General features: G+C 56.9%; 16 protein-coding genes and 1 pseudogene. 7 read left to right on the plus strand and 10 right to left on the minus strand.

Annotated elements, in window-relative coordinates; genetic code table 11:
• The first annotated feature begins 475 nt into the window (after positions 1-475).
• The 3 genes and pseudogenes from RA27_RS23670 to RA27_RS09955 all read left to right on the plus strand — a co-directional run bounded on the left by RA27_RS23670 (position 476) and on the right by RA27_RS09955 (position 2,150).
• Positions 476-1,072, plus strand: coding sequence for a uracil-DNA glycosylase family protein (locus RA27_RS23670; protein WP_082025098.1), 597 nt, complete (start codon positions 476-478; stop codon positions 1,070-1,072).
• A gap of 131 nt (positions 1,073-1,203) precedes the next feature.
• A pseudogene (locus RA27_RS24690) lies at positions 1,204-1,353 on the plus strand (uracil-DNA glycosylase family protein); the annotation flags it as partial.
• Positions 1,354-1,361: 8 nt separating this feature from the next.
• Entirely contained in the window at positions 1,362-2,150 is a 789-nt protein-coding gene (locus RA27_RS09955; protein ID WP_039537889.1) for an SseB family protein, read from the plus strand.
• Between the two features lie 13 nt (positions 2,151-2,163).
• Here the strand turns inward: RA27_RS09955 and yghU are convergent, their stop codons facing one another.
• Positions 2,164-3,039, minus strand: a complete 876-nt coding sequence (gene yghU, locus RA27_RS09960; RefSeq protein WP_039537892.1) for a glutathione-dependent disulfide-bond oxidoreductase — start codon at positions 3,037-3,039, stop codon at positions 2,164-2,166.
• A 244-nt stretch (positions 3,040-3,283) separates the two neighbouring features.
• On the opposite strand from yghU, the gene RA27_RS09965 reads away from it, so the two are divergent.
• Positions 3,284-3,802 carry a YHS domain-containing (seleno)protein gene (locus RA27_RS09965; RefSeq protein ID WP_039537896.1) on the plus strand — a complete coding sequence of 173 codons (519 nt, stop codon included), beginning with the start codon at positions 3,284-3,286 and terminating at the stop codon, positions 3,800-3,802.
• 62 nt (positions 3,803-3,864) lie between these two features.
• On the opposite strand, the gene RA27_RS09970 is transcribed toward RA27_RS09965, so the two are convergent.
• Positions 3,865-4,527, minus strand: coding sequence for a J domain-containing protein (locus RA27_RS09970; protein ID WP_039537899.1), 663 nt, complete (start codon positions 4,525-4,527; stop codon positions 3,865-3,867).
• Positions 4,528-4,674: 147 nt separating this feature from the next.
• A complete protein-coding gene (gene metF, locus RA27_RS09975; protein WP_039537902.1) occupies positions 4,675-5,541 on the minus strand; it encodes a methylenetetrahydrofolate reductase [NAD(P)H] in 867 nt (288 codons plus the stop codon).
• 94 nt (positions 5,542-5,635) lie between these two features.
• On the opposite strand from metF, the gene RA27_RS09980 reads away from it, so the two are divergent.
• A complete protein-coding gene (locus tag RA27_RS09980; protein WP_039538203.1) occupies positions 5,636-6,541 on the plus strand; it encodes a LysR family transcriptional regulator in 906 nt (301 codons plus the stop codon).
• A 71-nt stretch (positions 6,542-6,612) separates the two neighbouring features.
• Here the strand turns inward: RA27_RS09980 and RA27_RS09985 are convergent, their stop codons facing one another.
• A complete protein-coding gene (locus RA27_RS09985) occupies positions 6,613-6,972 on the minus strand; it encodes a hypothetical protein (RefSeq protein ID WP_039537905.1) in 360 nt (119 codons plus the stop codon).
• Positions 6,973-7,292: 320 nt separating this feature from the next.
• On the opposite strand from RA27_RS09985, the gene RA27_RS09990 reads away from it, so the two are divergent.
• Complete coding sequence (locus tag RA27_RS09990) at positions 7,293-8,078, plus strand: inositol monophosphatase family protein (protein WP_039537908.1); 786 nt, start codon at positions 7,293-7,295, stop codon at positions 8,076-8,078.
• Between the two features lie 56 nt (positions 8,079-8,134).
• Here the strand turns inward: RA27_RS09990 and bhcD are convergent, their stop codons facing one another.
• The 4 genes from bhcD to bhcA all read right to left on the minus strand — a co-directional run bounded on the left by bhcD (position 8,135) and on the right by bhcA (position 12,534).
• Complete coding sequence (gene bhcD, locus RA27_RS09995) at positions 8,135-9,100, minus strand: iminosuccinate reductase BhcD (RefSeq protein ID WP_039537911.1); 966 nt, start codon at positions 9,098-9,100, stop codon at positions 8,135-8,137.
• Positions 9,101-9,185: 85 nt separating this feature from the next.
• Positions 9,186-10,349 (minus strand): 3-hydroxy-D-aspartate aldolase BhcC, encoded by a 1,164-nt coding sequence (gene bhcC, locus RA27_RS10000; RefSeq protein WP_039537914.1) that lies wholly within the window; start codon positions 10,347-10,349, stop codon positions 9,186-9,188.
• An 11-nt stretch (positions 10,350-10,360) separates the two neighbouring features.
• Positions 10,361-11,332, minus strand: a complete 972-nt coding sequence (bhcB, locus tag RA27_RS10005) for a beta-hydroxyaspartate dehydratase BhcB (protein ID WP_039538206.1) — start codon at positions 11,330-11,332, stop codon at positions 10,361-10,363.
• Between the two features lie 11 nt (positions 11,333-11,343).
• Entirely contained in the window at positions 11,344-12,534 is a 1,191-nt protein-coding gene (bhcA, locus tag RA27_RS10010; protein ID WP_039537917.1) for an L-aspartate--glyoxylate aminotransferase BhcA, read from the minus strand.
• Between the two features lie 202 nt (positions 12,535-12,736).
• On the opposite strand from bhcA, the gene RA27_RS10015 reads away from it, so the two are divergent.
• On the plus strand, positions 12,737-13,558 hold the full coding sequence (locus tag RA27_RS10015; RefSeq protein WP_039537919.1) for an IclR family transcriptional regulator: 822 nt from the start codon (positions 12,737-12,739) through the stop codon (positions 13,556-13,558).
• 6 nt (positions 13,559-13,564) lie between these two features.
• On the opposite strand, the gene RA27_RS10020 is transcribed toward RA27_RS10015, so the two are convergent.
• Both RA27_RS10020 and putA read right to left on the minus strand, forming a co-directional pair.
• Entirely contained in the window at positions 13,565-14,308 is a 744-nt protein-coding gene (locus RA27_RS10020) for a rhomboid family intramembrane serine protease (protein WP_039537922.1), read from the minus strand.
• Positions 14,309-14,350: 42 nt separating this feature from the next.
• Positions 14,351-17,752 carry a bifunctional proline dehydrogenase/L-glutamate gamma-semialdehyde dehydrogenase PutA gene (putA, locus tag RA27_RS10025; RefSeq protein WP_039537925.1) on the minus strand — a complete coding sequence of 1,134 codons (3,402 nt, stop codon included), beginning with the start codon at positions 17,750-17,752 and terminating at the stop codon, positions 14,351-14,353.
• Positions 17,753-17,823 lie beyond the last annotated feature (71 nt).

Raw genomic sequence — 17,823 nt, forward strand, 5'->3', positions numbered from 1 at the left:
GAGAAGCCGCCCAGCGTAGTAGCCTGTGAGGTAGATCTACCAAGAATCCCCATAAGAGCTGACTTGAAAGTGTCAGAGGTGGGCACAACAGCGACCATCCCGATCATCAGCGACAGACCAAGGATCAGACCCATTTTGAACTGAAAGGCAGTAACTGAGACAGACCTGCAATACCGCCAAACCAAGGTAAGCTTAAACTAAATGACGCAACCATTGCACTGGATGCCGCACGAGGGGTTTCGGCTTTGCGGAAGAATCTTGAGTGTTCGGAATTACGGGCGAGTCACTTAAGAGTTAGTTTAGTAAAAGCCGAGCGAGAGTTGTGGCAGTCAATCGATACCCAAGAACGGCTGGCTAGAGATAACAAAAATTTGTGTAAGCGCATTGCTAACGGGGGCTGAGCTTTGTGAGAACAAGATTACCTTGAGGGCTTACAATAGTATAGGGTTCTTTAGTCTTATTGATAGGGGAATGGATGCGACAGGACTTCCAAAAACTCAAACTAGAGATGCTGGCCTGTAGGTTGTGTAAAGAACTGCCACTCGGCCCGAGTCCAATTTTCCAACTTGAGGAACATGCTAAAATCCTGATTGTTGGTCAGGCTCCTGGCCGTCTAGCTCACTTAAAAAAACGCCCATTTGACGACCCTTCTGGAAATCGGCTGCGGGACTGGCTGGCTATCGACAGGAGTACGTTTTATGCGGACCCCCGGATCGGTATTTTTCCAATGGGGCTCTGCTTTCCCGGTACGGGCTCTGCTGGTGACAATCCCCCACCAAAAATCTGTGCAACGACATGGCGTAACAGAGTGTTGCAATCTCTCAAAAATGTCGAGCTTACACTGGTGCTAGGCGCATATGCCATTGCATGGCATACGCCTCATCTTAAGGGGCAGAGCGTCACGGGGGCAGTAAAACAATCCTCCACTGGGAGAGGTGACTTTTTTGTGTTGCCGCATCCAAGCCCCAGAAACAATAAATGGCTCAAGAAAAACGCATGGTTTGAAGCAGACGTCATTCCAAGAATTCAGAAAAAGGTGAAGCAGGTACTAAATGGATCTGCGAGGAGCTAAGAGAAGCGTCGCAGGATAACCACTGGTAAGAAACGACCTATAGTTTATTACTCTCAGCAGTTAATAAGTTAACTATATATTTATGGATTTAACAGGATTGTGGGCGTTTTGCAGGTATGTACAACTTGGTCTTTCCCGGATTTAACGAGCGCAAGGCGGATCTGCCTCCGCCACCGATATGTGGTTGCACCTGGCATAACAGGGTGATGGCAACGCTGGGCGACGTGCCGCTGACGATCCTTGTCGGCGGTTACGCGCATAAATACCATTTGGGTGCAAGAGGTTTTGAATGACTGACGCGACAGCCCTGGATGCTGCACATGCCACCATGCAGGCGGCTCCGGAAGATGATGCCGCAAGATTGCGATTCTTCGAAAGACTGGCCGACAGCGAGTTGTTCCTGATGCTCAGCGAAGAAGCGAAGGACGAGAACATCTCGCCCGAGCTGTTCGATGTGGCCGATGGGCGTTTCGTGCTGGCCTTTGATCTCGAGGAACGGTTGGCGGAATTCGCGGGGCGGCCGGTTCCTTATGTGGCCCTGTCCGGTCGCGTTCTTGCCGGGATGTTGTCAGGGCAGGGGGTCGGGCTGGGTCTGAATCTTGAGACAGCACCGTCATCAATGCTGATTCCGTCCAAGGCGCTGGGCTGGTTGACGAACACATTGCAGCACGGTCCTCGGGAGGTGCGGCAGCGGCTGGCTGAATTTCACCCGCCCACAGGTCTGCCGGACAGTCTGCTGACCGCGCTTGATGCCAAGCTGGCGACTGCGGCGGGTCTTGCGGCCGCTGCATTTTTGGTTGGAACGAAAGCCGATGATGGTGGTCGGGGCCACCTTTTGGGTTTTGTGTCTGCGGCAGAAGGCGCGCAGCCTGCGCTGGCTCGTGCGGTTTCGGAAGCACTGACCTTCTCGGGGATCGAGGCGGGGGCGCTGGATGTCGGGTTCTTCGACCCGGATGAACCGGCCGCCGCTGCGCTGTCGAAGGTCGGGCTTCGGTTCGATTTGCCTCAACCACAGGCGCCAAGAATGGAAAGGGCCGCTCCGGGCAGTGATCCGGAGCGGCCCCCAATTCTAAAATGAGACAGAAAGCAGTTTAGTCCGCTGCTTCAAGCTTATCCTGCGTGCGTGTTTCAAAATCGCTGGCGTCATGACGTTCATGCAATTGCGTGTGGGGCTCACCAAAGGGGCGGTTGACCATGCGACCGCGTTGAACAGCCGGACGGGCGTCAACGGCCTTGGCCCACCGCATAACGTTTTCATAGCTTTCGACATCGAGGAATTCTGCGGCATCATAAAGACGGCCCAGAACCAGTTGCCCGTACCACGGCCAGATTGCCATGTCGGCAATAGAATAATCCTCTCCGGCAATATAGGTTTTCTCGGCCAACTCCCGATCCAACACATCCAGTTGACGCTTGGCTTCCATGGCAAAACGATCAATGGGGTATTGCCATTTCTCGGGCGCATAAGCGTAGAAGTGGCCAAAACCGCCGCCCAGATAAGGGGCGCTGCCCATCTGCCAGAACAGCCAGTTCATTACCTCGGTTCGCTCGGGGCCGCTTTCGGGAAGAAATTCACCGAATTTTTCGGCCAGATGCAGCAGGATCGAGGCGCTTTCGAACACACGCACGGGCGCTTCGCCTGAATGGTCCCATAATGCGGGAATTTTTGAGTTGGGATTGGCTCCGACGAAACCGGAACTGAACTGGTCACCCTCGCCGATGTTGATCAGCCAGGCGTTATACTCGGCCCCGGTATGGCCGCGCGCCAGCAGTTCTTCGAGCATCACGGTAACCTTGACGCCGTTGGGGGTGGCCAGAGAATACAGTTGAAGCGGGTGTTTCCCGACGGGAAGATCCTTGTCATGGGTGGCCCCGGCAATGGGCCGGTTGATATTGGCAAATTGCCCGCCGCTTTCGCTGTCCCATGTCCAGACCTTTGGAGGGGTATAGGTGGATTGTTCGCTCATCTCATGCCTTTCCTGCATCTCTTGGCCAACGGGCCGCTGCTCCCACAGCTAATATTGCAGAACTCAAAGTCCAACCCCGGATGCGGTGAGATATCTGTAACATTTCACCCGGATCGCCTCACGAAATCCCATTCGTTTTCACAGCGGCGCGAGTGGGCCTTCGCGCCGGGTCAAAATCACCTATTGTCTGTGCAGGCCCGCAACTCGGGTGCCTGAAAACCGTTAGGACATGAGGATAAATCACATGAAACGCTTTGCGCTGACTCTTGCCGCGACGATGGCCTTTGCCGTACCCGCTTTCGCCGGAGATCAATATGTCGATGGCACCGGATTCGCCGTGTCGGGGTATGACGTCGTTGCTTATCGTGACCTGGACCAGGTCGCCGTGGGCCAGTCGCAGCCCGAGGCCGTTCGTGGCCGGGCCGATATCACCGCAGAGTACAACGGTGCGACCTGGGCTTTTTCGACGGAAGAGAACCGCGACAAGTTTCTGGAGAATCCGGCCTATTACGCTCCGCAATTTGACGGCCACTGCGCCTATGGTGTGTCACGCGGCGGAAAAGTTCCAGCCAACCCGAACCTGTGGCGGATCGTCGATGACAAACTGTATCTGAATATTACCGATGTTGTTGTTGGCTTTTGGGATGAGGACATTCCCGGCAACATCAATCTGGCGGACGGCAATTGGCCGGGTATCGAAGCGGACGCTGCCTCTACCAGCGTGATCCCCAAATTCACTTCGGAAGGTCCGGTTTCCAACTGACCGTCGAGAGTCGAAGAAGGCTCGGCTTCAAAACCGGGCTTTCTTTGCATCGGTGTGCGCTTTCAACCCGCCAATTCGAACATGTCCCGCATCTGCTGATCCGCTTCGAACCGAATTCTCACACTCTTGGCGCCAGGGAACTTTCGCTCACGTATCGGGTCGGGAATGACGATATCGCCTGACCCCGAGCTCTTGGATTGAAAGGTTAGAATCTCGGTCTCTGCTTTTCGGCAACTGGCCAGCACCGAGGTCGGAAGTGCAACGCGGTTTGAACCTTCACAGACCGGCGAGGCGATGAAATAGGTCAGATCCCGCCCGAAACACCCGATTGCATCAGGTATATGGTCTGAAGACGCGATCTTAACTTCGGTTGCACCCGGTCCATCTGGTTCGGAAAAATCTGACAGTGCGCGGTCAGAACTCAACAGATCGCGGCAGGCTTTGATCTCTTCCGCAGCGAGCTCGATAACACGTTTTTTCAGGCGCGGACGACGCGGAACCGAGGAATCGGACGATCCTTTGCAGGTCATTCCTTCCCGGCGCAAGAAATCGTAGGCCGCTTTAGCTTGCGAAAAGCCCGAGTAATCACCATCGGTATGATCGGGGTGGTCGTGAAAGGCGACGTTACGCCAGGCTTCACGTATCTCGTTTGCATTCGCGCCTGGGGGCAGGCCAAGAACCTGCAACGCTTCGGCCCGAGCCTTTATCTTGCTCACTGGCTCCATACTCAAAACACTCGTCAAAACTACACTGAAGCCAGATTGCCATCAGTCGTATTTTTGTCAATTTTTTTGGGGTATTAGGCCGGGACGCAGCAACAGTTAGCGCGTTCAATTCGAGATTGTCGCCTGTGTTGCAGTTGCTGCCTGGAGTTAGGCGACGTTCTGCAATTCGGTCTGTGGTGTAATGCCCAGGGCGAAACAGACATCGCGGGTAAGCTCTGGACGGTTGAGCGTATAGAAGTGCAGCTTGTCCACGCCACCATCGATCAGATCCGAGCAGAGTTCGGTGCAAAGTGCCGTGGCCAGCAGGTCTTCGCGATCATCCCGTATCGCCTTGTCGAAAGCGTTTTCGACCCAGTCGGGAATACGTGTTCCACAGCGTTTTGCGAAGTTGCGCGCCCCCTTCCAGTTTTCGATTGGCAAGATACCGGGCACGATGGGCTTATCGATGCCCGCTTTTTCGCAGGCGTCACGGAACCGAAAGAAGGTTTCAGCTTCGAAAAAGAACTGGGTCAGAGCCTCGTCTGCGCCCGCATCCAGCTTGGCCTTCAGCCAATCCACGTCGGTGCGGGCGTTCTGCGCCTCCGGGTGGATGTCCGGGTAAGCACCGACACGGATGCTGAACATCTCGGTTTCGGCCAATGCAGCAATCAGTTCGACCGAGTTTGCAAAACCGTCCGGATGGGGTTCGAACCGATCCTGACCTTTGGGTGGATCGCCTCGCAGGGCCACGATGTCCTGTACGCCCGCGCGTGCGAACGTGTCTGCAATTTCAAGGGTTTCCTGACGCGAGGCATCGACGCATGTCAGATGAGCAGCGACAGGCAGGCCCGAGGATTTGTGCAGGGTTGAAACGGCATCGCGCGTCAGTTCGCGGGTTGTACCGCCCGCACCATAGGTGACTGATACAAATCGTGGGTTCAACGGGGCCAGCGTCTGTACCGTGTCCCACAGGCGAAACGAGGCCTCCAGAGTTTGGGGCGGGAAGAACTCGAATGAAATCTCAGGCTTGGTCATCTTGGCCTCGTAACTGTCATTTAGGTTCTTGTGCCACTTCGCGCATTGTGAGACAAACTCATATTGTTCAACAACAACATGAGCTGGATGAGTGGTGCATATTGAATTTCGCCATTTGCGGACAATCAAAGCCATCCACGAGTGTGGTGGTCTGGCACGTGCCGCCGATCAACTGAATATCACGCAATCTGCGCTAAGCCATCAGATCAAAGGGTTGGAAGACCAGGCGGGGGTTGAGCTGTTTCTGCGCCGATCCAAGCCGATGAAGCTGTCGGCTGCCGGATTGCGCCTGTTGCGGCTGGCAGAGCAGATTCTGCCTCAGGTCGAAGCGATGCAGGATGAGTTTACTTCGCTGCGTGCTGGGCGCACTGGCCGGATGCATATCGCGATCGAATGCCATGCCTGTTTCGAGTGGCTGTTTCCTGTTCTCGAAGCGTTCCGTAAATCCTGGTCTGATGTCGACGTGGATATCCGCCCGGGCCTCGCCTTCGACGCGCTGCCCGCGCTGCAGAAGGAAGAGGTCGATCTGGTGGTATCCTCTGATCCCGAAGACTTGCCGGGCGTCGAATTCATAGAACTTTTTGACTATCAGGCCGTGTTCGTTGCCGCATCCTCGCATCCGTTGGCAGATAAACCATATATCGAGGCCGAGGACTTTCGGGGGCAGACATTGATTACCTACCCTGTCGAGCGGACCCGGCTGGATGTATTCAGTCAGCTGCTGATCCCGGCGCGGGTCGAGCCAGCTACGATCCGTCAGGTTGAACTGACCGCTGTGATCCTGCTGTTGGTGGCGTCCAACCGAGGTATATCGGTGTTACCCGACTGGGTTGTGCGAGAGGTGAAGTACAACTCTGACTATGTCACGCGTCCGCTTACCGAGGGCGGGATCACCCGAAGATTGTATGCGGCAGTACGGACCGATGACCTTGAGAAACCCTTTGTGCAAGAGTTGGTGAAACTGGCCCGAACCGAGGCTCAGAAATTGCAGGCGCAGTGAAAGCTGCACCTGCCTCGGATCCGTTGACTGAACAACAACGGCCCGGCAAAATGCCGGGCCTCGCAGCTATGTCAGCATTTGCCGAAACACTGGTGAACCACCTGAATACCCAGCGCGGTGATTGTGACGCAGGCACCTGTCGGGAAGCCCAGAGTCGTACAAATCTTGACGCAGGCTTTGGCGGCTGTCCCGTTTGGAATTGATGGCGGTATAGGAAAGCAGATTTTCTTGTCCACAATCGGAATCGTGAGGCAAATCTTGCCGTCTTCCACAGTCACAGAAATGCAGGTTTCACCAAGAATCATTGGTGTCGCTTCCAGCATCAAGTCTTGGGGTGGAACGGCCAAGAGGTTTCTCTCGGCGTAGTGCGCGCGCGCCGTTTCCACCAGCTGTTCAATATCCTGCTGCGGAAACTCGTGATAGGTTGTCATGATTATTCTCCTTTGAAATTACGAATGCGCGTTCAGCGCAAGTGCGGCAAAGAAACAAATTTCAAACCAAATACACTCTTAAGTTGCTCTGCTGAGCGGCTTGACACTCGGTGCCATTGCTCAACGAGTCTGTGTTCAAGTTCACATTCCGCGTATGTTTTTTGGTTCATCGAAGCCTGTGGGGAACCCGGATCAGCAAATAAACGAGAGGGTCTGCCCTAACGCTTTGGCGCGCAGAGCAGCCATGCGTATCATTCCTCTTGGCAAGGGCGCATTGCCCCAGTATACGCGCGGTTTGACCGGACAGGAGCCTTTGGACAATGGTTGGCAGTGCAAATCTCAACATCATGATCAAGGCCGCGCGCAAAGCGGGGCGTTCTTTGGTCAAGGATTTCCGTGAAGTCGAGAACCTGCAGGTGTCGATGAAAGGCGCCGGTGATTTCGTATCCAAAGCGGATATCGCGGCTGAGGCCATTCTGAAAGAAGAACTGCTGGGTGCGCGCCCGACCTATGGCTGGCTGGCCGAAGAAGGTGGTGCGATTGATGGCGATGACCCAACGCGCCGTTGGATCGTTGATCCCCTGGACGGTACCACGAATTTCCTGCACGGGCTGCCGCACTGGGCGGTTTCGATTGCGTTGGAGCACAAGGGCAAGATTGTTGCCGGTGTGATCTATGATGCCGCCAAGGATGAGATGTTCTTTGCCGAAAAAGGCGAGGGCGCATGGATGAACGACATGCGTATCCGTGTTTCCGGTCGCCACCGCATGATCGAGTCGGTCTTTTCGACCGGATTGCCGTTTGGTGGTCGCTCTGATCTGCCCGCAACGCTGCAGGATTTGGCACGTTTGATGCCCGCCTGTGCAGGCGTACGCCGCTGGGGCGCTGCGGCGCTGGACATGGCTTATGTGGCCGCCGGTCGCTACGAGGGTTTCTGGGAACGTCGCCTGAACGCCTGGGATCTGGCCGCAGGCATCATCATCGTGAAAGAGGCGGGCGGCTTTGTTCAGCCGCTGAACCCCGAAGGCAGCGTTATTGAGGATGGCGAAGTGATCTGCGCCAACGAACCGATCTTTGACACCTTCGCCAAAGTGATCCGGGGCTGAACTATCTTTGACGTCTCTAAGATTGACGCGCGCTCAGTCGGAGCGCGCGTTCCTGTTTAGAAATCCACCTCAATCGCGATACCTCGTTCGACCGCAAGGTCGACCACCGCACCTGCAACAGCAAGATCCTGCAATCCGACGCCGGTTCCGTCGAACAGCGTGACCTCTTCGTCGGTTTGTCGTCCGGGGTGTGTACCGTTGATCACCTCTCCGATCTGTCGGATATCGGCTTCGGTTTTCGAGCCCTCGGCGACAACATGCTGGCATTCGCCCAGCGTGATGGACTGAGCGACCTCATCCGTAAAGACAGTGGCGCGGGTGATCAGGTCGACCCCGACTTCTTGTTTGCCGACCGTATCGGTGCCCATGCAGGCCACGTGCGTACCGTTCGATACATGGTCCGACATCAGGATCGGTGCGAAGGAGGAGGTGATTGTGATGATCACATCCGCCTCGACCATGCCCGGCAATTCAACGGCCTCGAAGCGCAGACCGGCTTCGGAGGCGATGTTTGCAATGTTGGGGAGCATCTCGGGATGCAGGTTCCAGCCGATGACCTTCTCGAAGGACCGCTGCTCCAATGCGGCGCGCAACTGATATGTGGCCTGATGACCCGCACCAACCATGCCGATCACCTTGGCATCTTTTCTGGCCAGATGATTGATCGAAACCGAGGACGCCGCCGCCGTTCGCAGCGCAGTCAGCAGATTGCCGCCAACCACCGCCCTCACCCGTCCGGTGTCCGGGTCAAATAGGAACACGGTGGACTGATGGTTGATCAGTCCGTGCGTTTCCAGATTATTGGGCCAATACCCGCCGGCCTTCAGTCCAAGCGTCATACCTGCGCGGTCGAACCCACCTTTGAAGCCATAAAGGGCGTTCGCATGGCCGATGGCTTCGCGAACGACCGGAAAGTTATACGCATCCCCTGCAGCCATTGCCGCGAAGACCTGCTCGACCGCGTCGTAGCTTTCTGTGCGACCCAGCAGAGTCGCTATTTCCTTTTCAGGAACGATGATCATCGATCATGCCTTTCTTGTTTTCTGATGATCCGAGGACCAACGGGGCAGTTCATGAAGCCGCCCAGCTGCCCAGTTCTCGCAGTTCTCAGTAAGCCTTGCCGCGCGCGGATACCGGCCACAGCACTTCGACCTTGCCGTTTCGCACGCCGACATACCAGTCATGAACATTGCAGGTCGGGTCGCAGTGACCTGGTACCAGTCGCAGTTTATCGTTTACTTTCAATGCGCCATTTGGATCACCGATGACGCCATGTTCGTCCGAGCACTTGAGGTATTCCACATCATCGCGCCCGAAGATGAAGGGCAGGCCGCTGTCAACCGATTGCGCCTTGAGACCGGCGTCGCAAATGGCTTTGTCCGCCTTGGCGTGGCTCATCACGCTGGTCAGAATGAACAGCGCGTTCTCCCATTCGCCCTGATCGATGCGCTTGCCATCCTTGTCCAGAATGCGGCCATAGTCGGCATCCATGAAGGCGTAAGACCCGCATTGAAGCTCATTGTAAACGCCTGAGTTCGCTTCAAAATAGTACGAGCCGGTGCCGCCTCCCGAGACCAGCTCGCAGTCGATGCCAGCAGCCTTCAGGCCATCATAGGCGTCTTCGACCATCGCAATGGCAGCATCCAGTTTCTCTTTACGGGCCTCGTAGGTGTCGAGATGCTGCATCGCGCCTTGATAGGCCTGTATGCCGGTGAACTTCAGGTTTGGCGCGGCCTCCGCAGCCTTTGCAATCGCAACCACATCTTGGGTCGTTGTCACGCCGCACCGACCAGCGCCGCAATCTATCTCAACGAAAACTTCCAATTCTGTGCTGTGACGCTGTGCGGCGGCAGACAGATCGGCGATATTATCGATGTCGTCGACGCACACAATTGTCCGAGCACCTAAGTTGGGCAGGCGGGCAAGGCGGTCGATCTTGGCCGGATCACGCACCTGATTGGAAACCAGAACGTCCTTGATGCCGCCACGGGCAAAAACCTCGGCCTCGGATACTTTCTGGCAACAAACGCCAACAGCGCCGCCCAGCTTTTCCTGCAGCTTCGCCACGTCCACCGATTTGTGCATCTTGCCATGCACCCGGTGGCGCATCCCATGGGCTTTTGCGTAGTCGCCCATCTTTTTGATATTCCGCTCCAGCGCGTCCAGATCGAGTATCAGGCAAGGCGTTTGAATTTCGCTTTCGCCCATGCCAATGGCGGCAGGGATGTCGTAGCCAACTTCCAGTTGATCGATGTTCATCGGTTTGTTCATCCTGTTCCTCCTTACCCGTTCAGCCAAGGCAGTTTGTCTAAATCCACATTGCCGCCGGTGATGATGACGCCGACGCGCTTTCCCCGGAACGTGTCGTGGTTCTTGAGAATGGTAGCCAGTGGGACAGCCGAAGACGGCTCCATCACCACGCGCAGGTATTTCCAAGTGAGCTTCATCGCGTCGATGATCTCTTGCTCGGACGCGGTGAAAATGTCGGTCACATGGTTCGATACAAAGTGCCACGTGTTTTCCTTGAGCGGCACGAGCAGCCCATCTGCCACGGTTTTCGGGGCATCATCGGCGATGATGTGGCCCGCCTTGAATGAACGGTAAGCATCATCCGCCTGTTCGGGTTCTGCCGCGTAGATCGCTGTTTCCGAAGCCAGATTTGAAACGGTCAGGCAGGTGCCCGAGACCATGCCGCCACCGCCAATCGGGGCGATTACCGCATCCAGACCATCGGTTTGTTCGAGCAATTCCGCCGAACAGGTCGCCTGGCCGGCAATGACGCGCGGATCGTTATAAGGATGTACGAATTCGCCGCCGGTCCGGGCCTGAACCTCGGCAAATGTTGCCTCGCGCGAAGAGGTCGAGGGCTCGCACTCTGTGATCGTGCCACCATAGCGGCGCACGGCGTCTTTCTTTGCCTTTGGCGCGGTGCGCGGCATCACCACGTTGCAGGGGATTCCGCGCCGACCTGCTGCATAGGATAAGGACAGCGCGTGGTTGCCGCTGGAATGGGTGCACACACCCTTGGTAGCCATATCATCGCTGAGCCCGAAAACCGCATTGCTGGCGCCGCGCACCTTGAATGCACCGGCTTCCTGAAAATTCTCGCATTTGAAGAACAACTGCGCGCCGGACAGGTCGTTCAGATAGTCCGAAGTCATAACCGGAGTGCGCCGGATATGAGGTCTGATCCTCTCATGCGCTATACGCATGTCGTCGATCGTCAGGTCAGCTGCTGAGATTTGATCCAACATCATTGTCCTCCTCACGCTGCGGCTTTTGCATCGCTGGACGAACCAGCGCGATAGTATTCCTGCGCCGCAGCAACGCCGCTGCCCAGATTTACGGGGTAGTTCAGGTCAGCCATTGCCATTTCGATCGTCGCCAGGCCGGACAGGACCATCACGTCGGTCAGGCTTCCCAGATGGCCGATACGGAAGGCTTTGCCGTTCATCTCGCCCAGACCTATGCCGAACGACACGCCATATTTGTCAAACGCGTGATCGGTCAGTTTGTTGCTGTCAAAGCCCTCGGGCACGTAAATTGCGCTAACGGTGTCAGAGTAGAGCTCGGGTGACTGCGCAACCAGTTTCAGTCCCCAGGCGTTGACAGCGCGGCGCACGCCTTCGGCCAATCGGTGGTGGCGGGCATAGACAGTGTCCAGACCTTCCTCGAAAAGCATCTTCAGGCTTTCGCGCATTCCGTAGATCAGTTGCAGCGGCGGTGTATAGGGAAAACCGCCAGACGCGTTGGCCGCCATCATGTCCCGAAAATCGAAGAACGTACGCGGCAATCTCGCGGTTTCCATCGCCGCAAGCGCTTTGGGGCTGACGCACAGGATCGCCATGCCGGTTGCCAGCATGAAGCCTTTTTGAGACCCCGATACGGCGATATCGACGCCCCATTGGTCAAACCGGAAAGGCATTGACGCCAGCGAGCTGACGCAATCCACGAACAGCATCGCGGGATGTCGCGCTGCATTCATGGCGCGCCGTACGGCGCCGATGTCAGAAAGCACACCGGTTGCGGTTTCGTTATGCGTTACCAGAACAGCCCTGATTTCGTGTGCCTTATCGGCCGAAAGTATCGCTTCAAACCGGTCTGCGGGTGCGCCGGTGCCCCATGGACATTCGACGATCTGCACATTCAGCCCATGCCTTTCGCACAGATCGATCCAGCGGTGACTAAATACGCCGTAGCGAGCAACCAGAACTTTGTCACCCGGGCTGAGCGTGTTGGTGATGGCAGCCTCCCAACCGCCTGTTCCGCTGGCTGGAAAGGTGACGACCTGACCTTTGGTTGTTCCAAAGACCTGTTTTGTGTCTTCGAGCACCGGTCCGAAGGTCTCCACGAAATCGGGGGCCCGGTGGTCTTGTGTCTGAACCTGCATGGCAAGGCGCAGGCGATCTGGGATATTGGTCGGGCCTGGAATAAAGACCGGGTTCTGGTTTGACATAACTCAATCCTCTGCTTTGCAACCAAGTGTCGCCAGAACGGATCAGGGTTGCAATTTTCTTGAAAAATATTTTCATTTTGCTCGTTAAATTGTTAAAGTGCTGAAACGGAACGGATTTCAGTTTCTCAATTTTGGTTTCTGAAAACTATGGTTCAGAAAATCTGACTCTGAATCGTGGCCGAAATCGGAAGGCAGGACAAAAATGGAGACCCAGAAAAGGCCGCGCGGCAGGCCGAAATCGCTGTTCAAGGAGAGTTCAGCCGGAACCATGCAGTCGCTGGACCGGGCGCTTGGTGTGCTCACCACCGTGGCCCGGTCAGAGCGTTCCTCGCTCAGTGATCTTGCACGCGAGGTCGGAGTGCCCACCGCCACCACGCATCGAATTCTCGTGACGTTGCAGAAGCATGGTTTCGTTACGTTTGATGAAGAACGGCAGGAATGGATGGTCGGGATCGAAGCCTATCGGACCGGCGCGTCCTTCCTGCGTCGCAACAGTGTCCTTGAAATCGGTAGACCGATCCTGCGCCGTTTGATGCAGGACAGCGGAGAGACCGCAAATCTGGCGGTGCCGGATGGGGCAGAGGTGGTTTTTGTCGGGCAGGTTGAAACCCAGAATCCCATCCGGGCCTTCTTTCCGCCGGGCGCGCGCACGCCCATGTATGCCTCGGGCACAGGCAAGGCGATACTGGCAGCCTTGAGCGAGGAAGGCCTGAAAAAAGTACTCGGTGCAACCGATCTGACGGCGTTTACCGAGAATACCTATCTGCCCGGGCCGGGTTTGTATGAGGACCTGACCGAAACCCGCGCCCGCGGCTGGTCCTTTGATCGCGAAGAGAGGTATGAAGGCATGTCCTGCATAGGCGCGGCCATCTTCAATGACCGTGCCGAGCCTTGCGCGGGTATATCCGTATCTGGCCCGACCGTACGTTTCAGCAGCGAACACGCCCCCGAGTTGGGAGAGCTGGTGCTGAACGCTGCGCAGGAGATTACCTATCTCAGTGGTGGCAGACTGCCCAAAGGCTGATCCTGCCTACTTGCGCGGAACTTTAGGGATACGCGATTGCGAGAGTTTATAGCGATGCTCCGGGTGCGGTGGATGGCCATGAGTGCGATTCCAGAACGCGGTTCCTCCGCGCCTGAGCCATATGGGGACACACAGGATCAGGCCGACAAAGAAACCTCCGGTATGCGCCCAGTAAGCGACACCACCCTGATCCGGGTTGCTGGACAGGCTTCCGAAGAATTGCAGGCCCAGCCAGACCCCCAGCATGACAAAGGCCGGGATAGTGAAGATTCGGATATAGACGATAAGGATCAGAAGGATATCGACGCGCGCTTTCGGAAAAAGCAGAAGATAGCCGCCCATGACGCCGGCGATCGCCCCAGACGCGCCGATTGTCGGCACCACCGAATCCGGGGCCGAGATCACGTGGATCAAACCGGCACCAATCCCCGCCAGCAGATAGAACACGAAAAAGAGAACATGCCCCATTTCATCTTCGAGGTTATCGCCGAAGATCCAGAGAAACAGCATGTTCCCTGCCAGATGCATCCAGCCTCCATGCAGAAACATCGACGTAACAAATGTCTCAAGCCCATATCCGTCGGTGATCCGGGCGGGAATGATGGCGTAATCGAAGTAGAGCTTATTGATAAGCCGCACATCCTCCATGATCCCTACATAGCTTAGGAAAATCAGGATGTTTGCAGCCATCAGCGTATAGACGACAAAAGGTGTGCGCCCCGAAGGGTTATGGTCGCGGATCGGAAACATGGCGCGACGCTGGGCTTTTCACAACCCAGCGTCAAGGTCTGGTTATGCCGCACCTCCCAGCAATGCGGCATTCCCGCCCGCAGCCGTGGTGTCGACGCAGACATGACGTTCGCCCAGAACACGCGCCCGGTCAGGCTGACCGGGGATCAGGGGGATAATCTGACCAGTACGCCGGGACAGATGCTGTTCGATCTGACGGCCCGTTTCAGCGTCTCCCCACCAAAGGACACCCGAGATACCGCGCAGGTTCTCAAGCCGGTGTAGGTCCAGCGCCCCGGTGGCGCGGGTTGCCGTGCCACCCAGAGCCTTGACCGCTTCGGCCTGCGCCCGCGCTGTCTCGGGCCCTGGCCCCATGCATAGCAAAGGCTCACGGGCAAATTCGGTCAGTCGGTTCGATTCACCCGTCGGGCCGGGCAGCGATTGAGTCCTGGCGGCGGCAGGTGTGCCTTCTGGGGCTTCGAGAGTTGCCGAGGCGCCATCCCAGTTCTCCTGCACTTCCCTGCGATCAGGCGCACAGAACCGTGCCATGTAATTCGGACCACCGGCCTTGGGTCCGGTGCCCGATAGCCCTTCGCCGCCAAAAGGTTGCGAGCCGACGATCGCTCCGATCTGGTTGCGATTGACGTAGATATTGCCCGCGTGGATCGCTTCGGTGACACGCTGCACGCGGTCGTCAATCCGCGTGTGCAGGCCGAAGGTCAGGCCATATCCGGTGGCGTTTATATCGGCGATGATCTTGTCGATCTCCTGCGATTTGAAGCGCGCAACGTGCAGAATTGGACCGAATATTTCGCGCTCCAAAGCAGCGATGCCGGGGATTTCGATCAGCGTTGGTGCGATGAACGTGCCCTCGGGCGGCGTATTCAGTTCTTTCAGAACCCGGCCTTCGGCGCGGGCCTGCGCGATGTGATCGGCAATCGTTTGTCGGGCGGCTTCATCAATAACCGGACCGCAATCAGTCGATATCAGCCAGGGATCACTCACCTGCAACGCTTCCATCGCGCCTTGCAGCATGATCAGGACATCATCGGCGATATCTTCTTGCAGGTAGAGGCACCGCAGGGCGGAACAACGCTGACCTGCCGACTGAAACGCGCTTTCGACGATCGATTGAACGGCTTGCTCGGGCAGGGCGGTGCTGTCCACGATCATCGCATTCAGACCCCCGGTTTCCGCAATCAACGGTGTGCCGGGACGCAAGTGCGCAGCCATCGCCGACCGGATTTTGAGAGCTGTCGCAGTTGACCCTGTAAACGCCACGCCAGAGACGCGGGAATCCGACGTCAGCGCCGCGCCCACCTTCGGACCACCCGGCAACAGTTGCAGCGCATCGCGAGGCACGCCCGCTTCGTGCAGCAGCTGAACAGCCCGGTGTGCGATCAACGGGGTCTGAGGTGCAGGCGCTGCCAGTACGGCATTTCCCGTTGCCAGAGCTGCCGATATCTGGCCGGTAAAGATTGCCAGCGGAAAGTTCCACGGGCTGATACAGGTGAAGGTTCCGGCAGGTTCGGCCTGTGGAATATTGGCGGCGTAGTAGCGCAGGAAATCCACCGCTTCGCGCAGTTCGGCCACAGCATCGGGTAGCGACTTGCCAGCCTCTCGCGCCAGAAGCGCAAACAACTCGCCGAAATGAGCTTCGTAAAGATCGGCGGCTTTGTTGAGGATCTCGGCACGCACTTCGCCAGAGGCTTGCCATGGGCAGGCGGTCGCCAGCGCCAGTTCCACATCCTCCGGGCTGGCAGCAGCGACCGAGCCGGGGCGGTCCTGAGGATGCGCGGGGTTGATCACCGGCGAATCCTCTTCGGGTTTGGCATCACCAGACAATAGAGGTAAGGCATACCAGTGATGCGCGCGATACGCATCGCGGGCGATGTCGATCTTGTCCAGGGTCGGAGTGTGATGCAGGTCGAACCCCTTGGAGTTCGGGCGTTCGGGTGCGAACAGTTCTGGACCGGTTGGCAACGGTCTGGCAGGGCTCTGCATCGCCAAGAACGGGTCAGCTGCGACGATTTCCGGTGCCACATCCTCATCAACGATCTGGTTGACGAAAGAAGAGTTTGCGCCATTCTCCAGCAGGCGTCGCACAAGATAGGCCAACAAATCACGATGTGCCCCGACGGGGGCGTAGATACGGCAACGCGTGTTTTGCTGATCCCGGACGATCTGATGCAGTGTCTCTCCCATACCGTGCAGTCGCTGGAATTCGAACGGCTGACCCTCGGCCATATGCAGTATTGCGCTGACGGTGTGCGCGTTATGAGTAGCGAATTGCGGATAGATGCGATCGGTCATACCAAGCAGCTTGCGCGCGTTGGCGATATAGGAAACATCTGTTGCCGCTTTTTGGGTGAAGACCGGGAAACCGTCGACGCCTTCGACCTGGGCGCGCTTGATCTCTGTGTCCCAATAAGCGCCTTTTACCAACCGAACCATCAGCTTTCGATCATGGCGTTCGGCCATCTCGTAGAGGGTGTCCAGTACCAGACCGGCACGAGGTCCGTAGGCCTGAACGACGATGCCGAAACCATCCCATCCCGCAAGAGCAGGCTCGGCCATCACCTCTTCGATCACTTGTAGCGACAAGGACAGGCGGTCCGCCTCTTCCGCGTCGACGTTCAATCCCATGCCGGCGGCTTTCGCGAGCAACGCAAGCGCGCGAAGACGCGGAACAAGCTCACCCATCACGCGCTGTTCCTGCGCCAGTTCATAGCGGGGGTGCAGCGCCGATAGTTTGACCGAGATGCCGGGATTTTCGCGAATATCTTTGTGTGTGCAGGCCTCGGCAATGGCCGCGATGGCACGCGAATAGGAAAGGTGATAGCGCGCGGCGTCGGCTTCGGTTCGTGCAGCCTCACCCAGCATGTCGTAGGAATAGGTGTAGCCTTTGTCTTCCATCCCCTTGGCGCGCTGCATGGCAGATTGGATCGTTTCCCCCAGAACAAACTGGCGGCCCATCTCTTTCATCGCGCGGCCCACAGCAGTGCGGATCACCGGCTCACCCAGACGCTTGATGGCCCCGCGCAAGGCGCTGACCGGAGAGGTCTTGTCGTCGTCCAGAACCTTGCCGGTCAGCATCAATGCCCAAGTCGATGCATTGACGAGAGAGGATGAAGATTGTCCGAGATGCTTGCCCCAGTCCGAAGGCGCGATCTTGTCTTCGATCAGCGCATCAATCGTGTCGGCATCCGGCACACGCAGCAGCGCCTCGGCCAGACACATCAGCGCCACGCCTTCATCGGTGGACAGACCATACTCGGCCAGAAATACCTCCATCATTCCCGGAGATGTACTGGATCGGATATCCCGAACCAATTGCGTGGCCCTGCCGCAAATGGCTTGGCGATCAGCTTGGTTTAATCCCGCCTGCGCGATCAGGTTTTGCAGAATTGCAGACTGATCGGCATAGGTCTGGGTGTCGATTTTGGTGCGCAGGCTGTGTGACATGTGTACTCCGGGGCTTTTGTCCAATATAACGGGTCATTGGCAGGAGAATGGACTGAAATTTTCCGTTTCTT

Origin of the sequence: Ruegeria sp. ANG-R (assembly GCF_000813985.1) — a bacterium.
Classification (GTDB): domain Bacteria; phylum Pseudomonadota; class Alphaproteobacteria; order Rhodobacterales; family Rhodobacteraceae; genus Ruegeria.

What these genes read in the sequence shown, in the direction of transcription:
- RA27_RS23670 (WP_082025098.1), top strand. Translation starts at nt 476, where the DNA reads ATGCGACAGGACTTCCAAAAACTCAAACTAGAGATGCTGGCCTGTAGG.
- RA27_RS09955 (WP_039537889.1), top strand. Translation starts at nt 1,362, where the DNA reads ATGACTGACGCGACAGCCCTGGATGCTGCACATGCCACCATGCAGGCG.
- yghU (WP_039537892.1), bottom strand. Translation starts at nt 3,039, where the DNA reads ATGAGCGAACAATCCACCTATACCCCTCCAAAGGTCTGGACATGGGAC.
- RA27_RS09965 (WP_039537896.1), top strand. Translation starts at nt 3,284, where the DNA reads ATGAAACGCTTTGCGCTGACTCTTGCCGCGACGATGGCCTTTGCCGTA.
- RA27_RS09970 (WP_039537899.1), bottom strand. Translation starts at nt 4,527, where the DNA reads ATGGAGCCAGTGAGCAAGATAAAGGCTCGGGCCGAAGCGTTGCAGGTT.
- metF (WP_039537902.1), bottom strand. Translation starts at nt 5,541, where the DNA reads ATGACCAAGCCTGAGATTTCATTCGAGTTCTTCCCGCCCCAAACTCTG.
- RA27_RS09985 (WP_039537905.1), bottom strand. Translation starts at nt 6,972, where the DNA reads ATGACAACCTATCACGAGTTTCCGCAGCAGGATATTGAACAGCTGGTG.
- RA27_RS09990 (WP_039537908.1), top strand. Translation starts at nt 7,293, where the DNA reads ATGGTTGGCAGTGCAAATCTCAACATCATGATCAAGGCCGCGCGCAAA.
- bhcD (WP_039537911.1), bottom strand. Translation starts at nt 9,100, where the DNA reads ATGATCATCGTTCCTGAAAAGGAAATAGCGACTCTGCTGGGTCGCACA.
- bhcC (WP_039537914.1), bottom strand. Translation starts at nt 10,349, where the DNA reads ATGAACAAACCGATGAACATCGATCAACTGGAAGTTGGCTACGACATC.
- bhcB (WP_039538206.1), bottom strand. Translation starts at nt 11,332, where the DNA reads ATGTTGGATCAAATCTCAGCAGCTGACCTGACGATCGACGACATGCGT.
- bhcA (WP_039537917.1), bottom strand. Translation starts at nt 12,534, where the DNA reads ATGTCAAACCAGAACCCGGTCTTTATTCCAGGCCCGACCAATATCCCA.
- RA27_RS10015 (WP_039537919.1), top strand. Translation starts at nt 12,737, where the DNA reads ATGGAGACCCAGAAAAGGCCGCGCGGCAGGCCGAAATCGCTGTTCAAG.
- RA27_RS10020 (WP_039537922.1), bottom strand. Translation starts at nt 14,308, where the DNA reads ATGTTTCCGATCCGCGACCATAACCCTTCGGGGCGCACACCTTTTGTC.
- putA (WP_039537925.1), bottom strand. Translation starts at nt 17,752, where the DNA reads ATGTCACACAGCCTGCGCACCAAAATCGACACCCAGACCTATGCCGAT.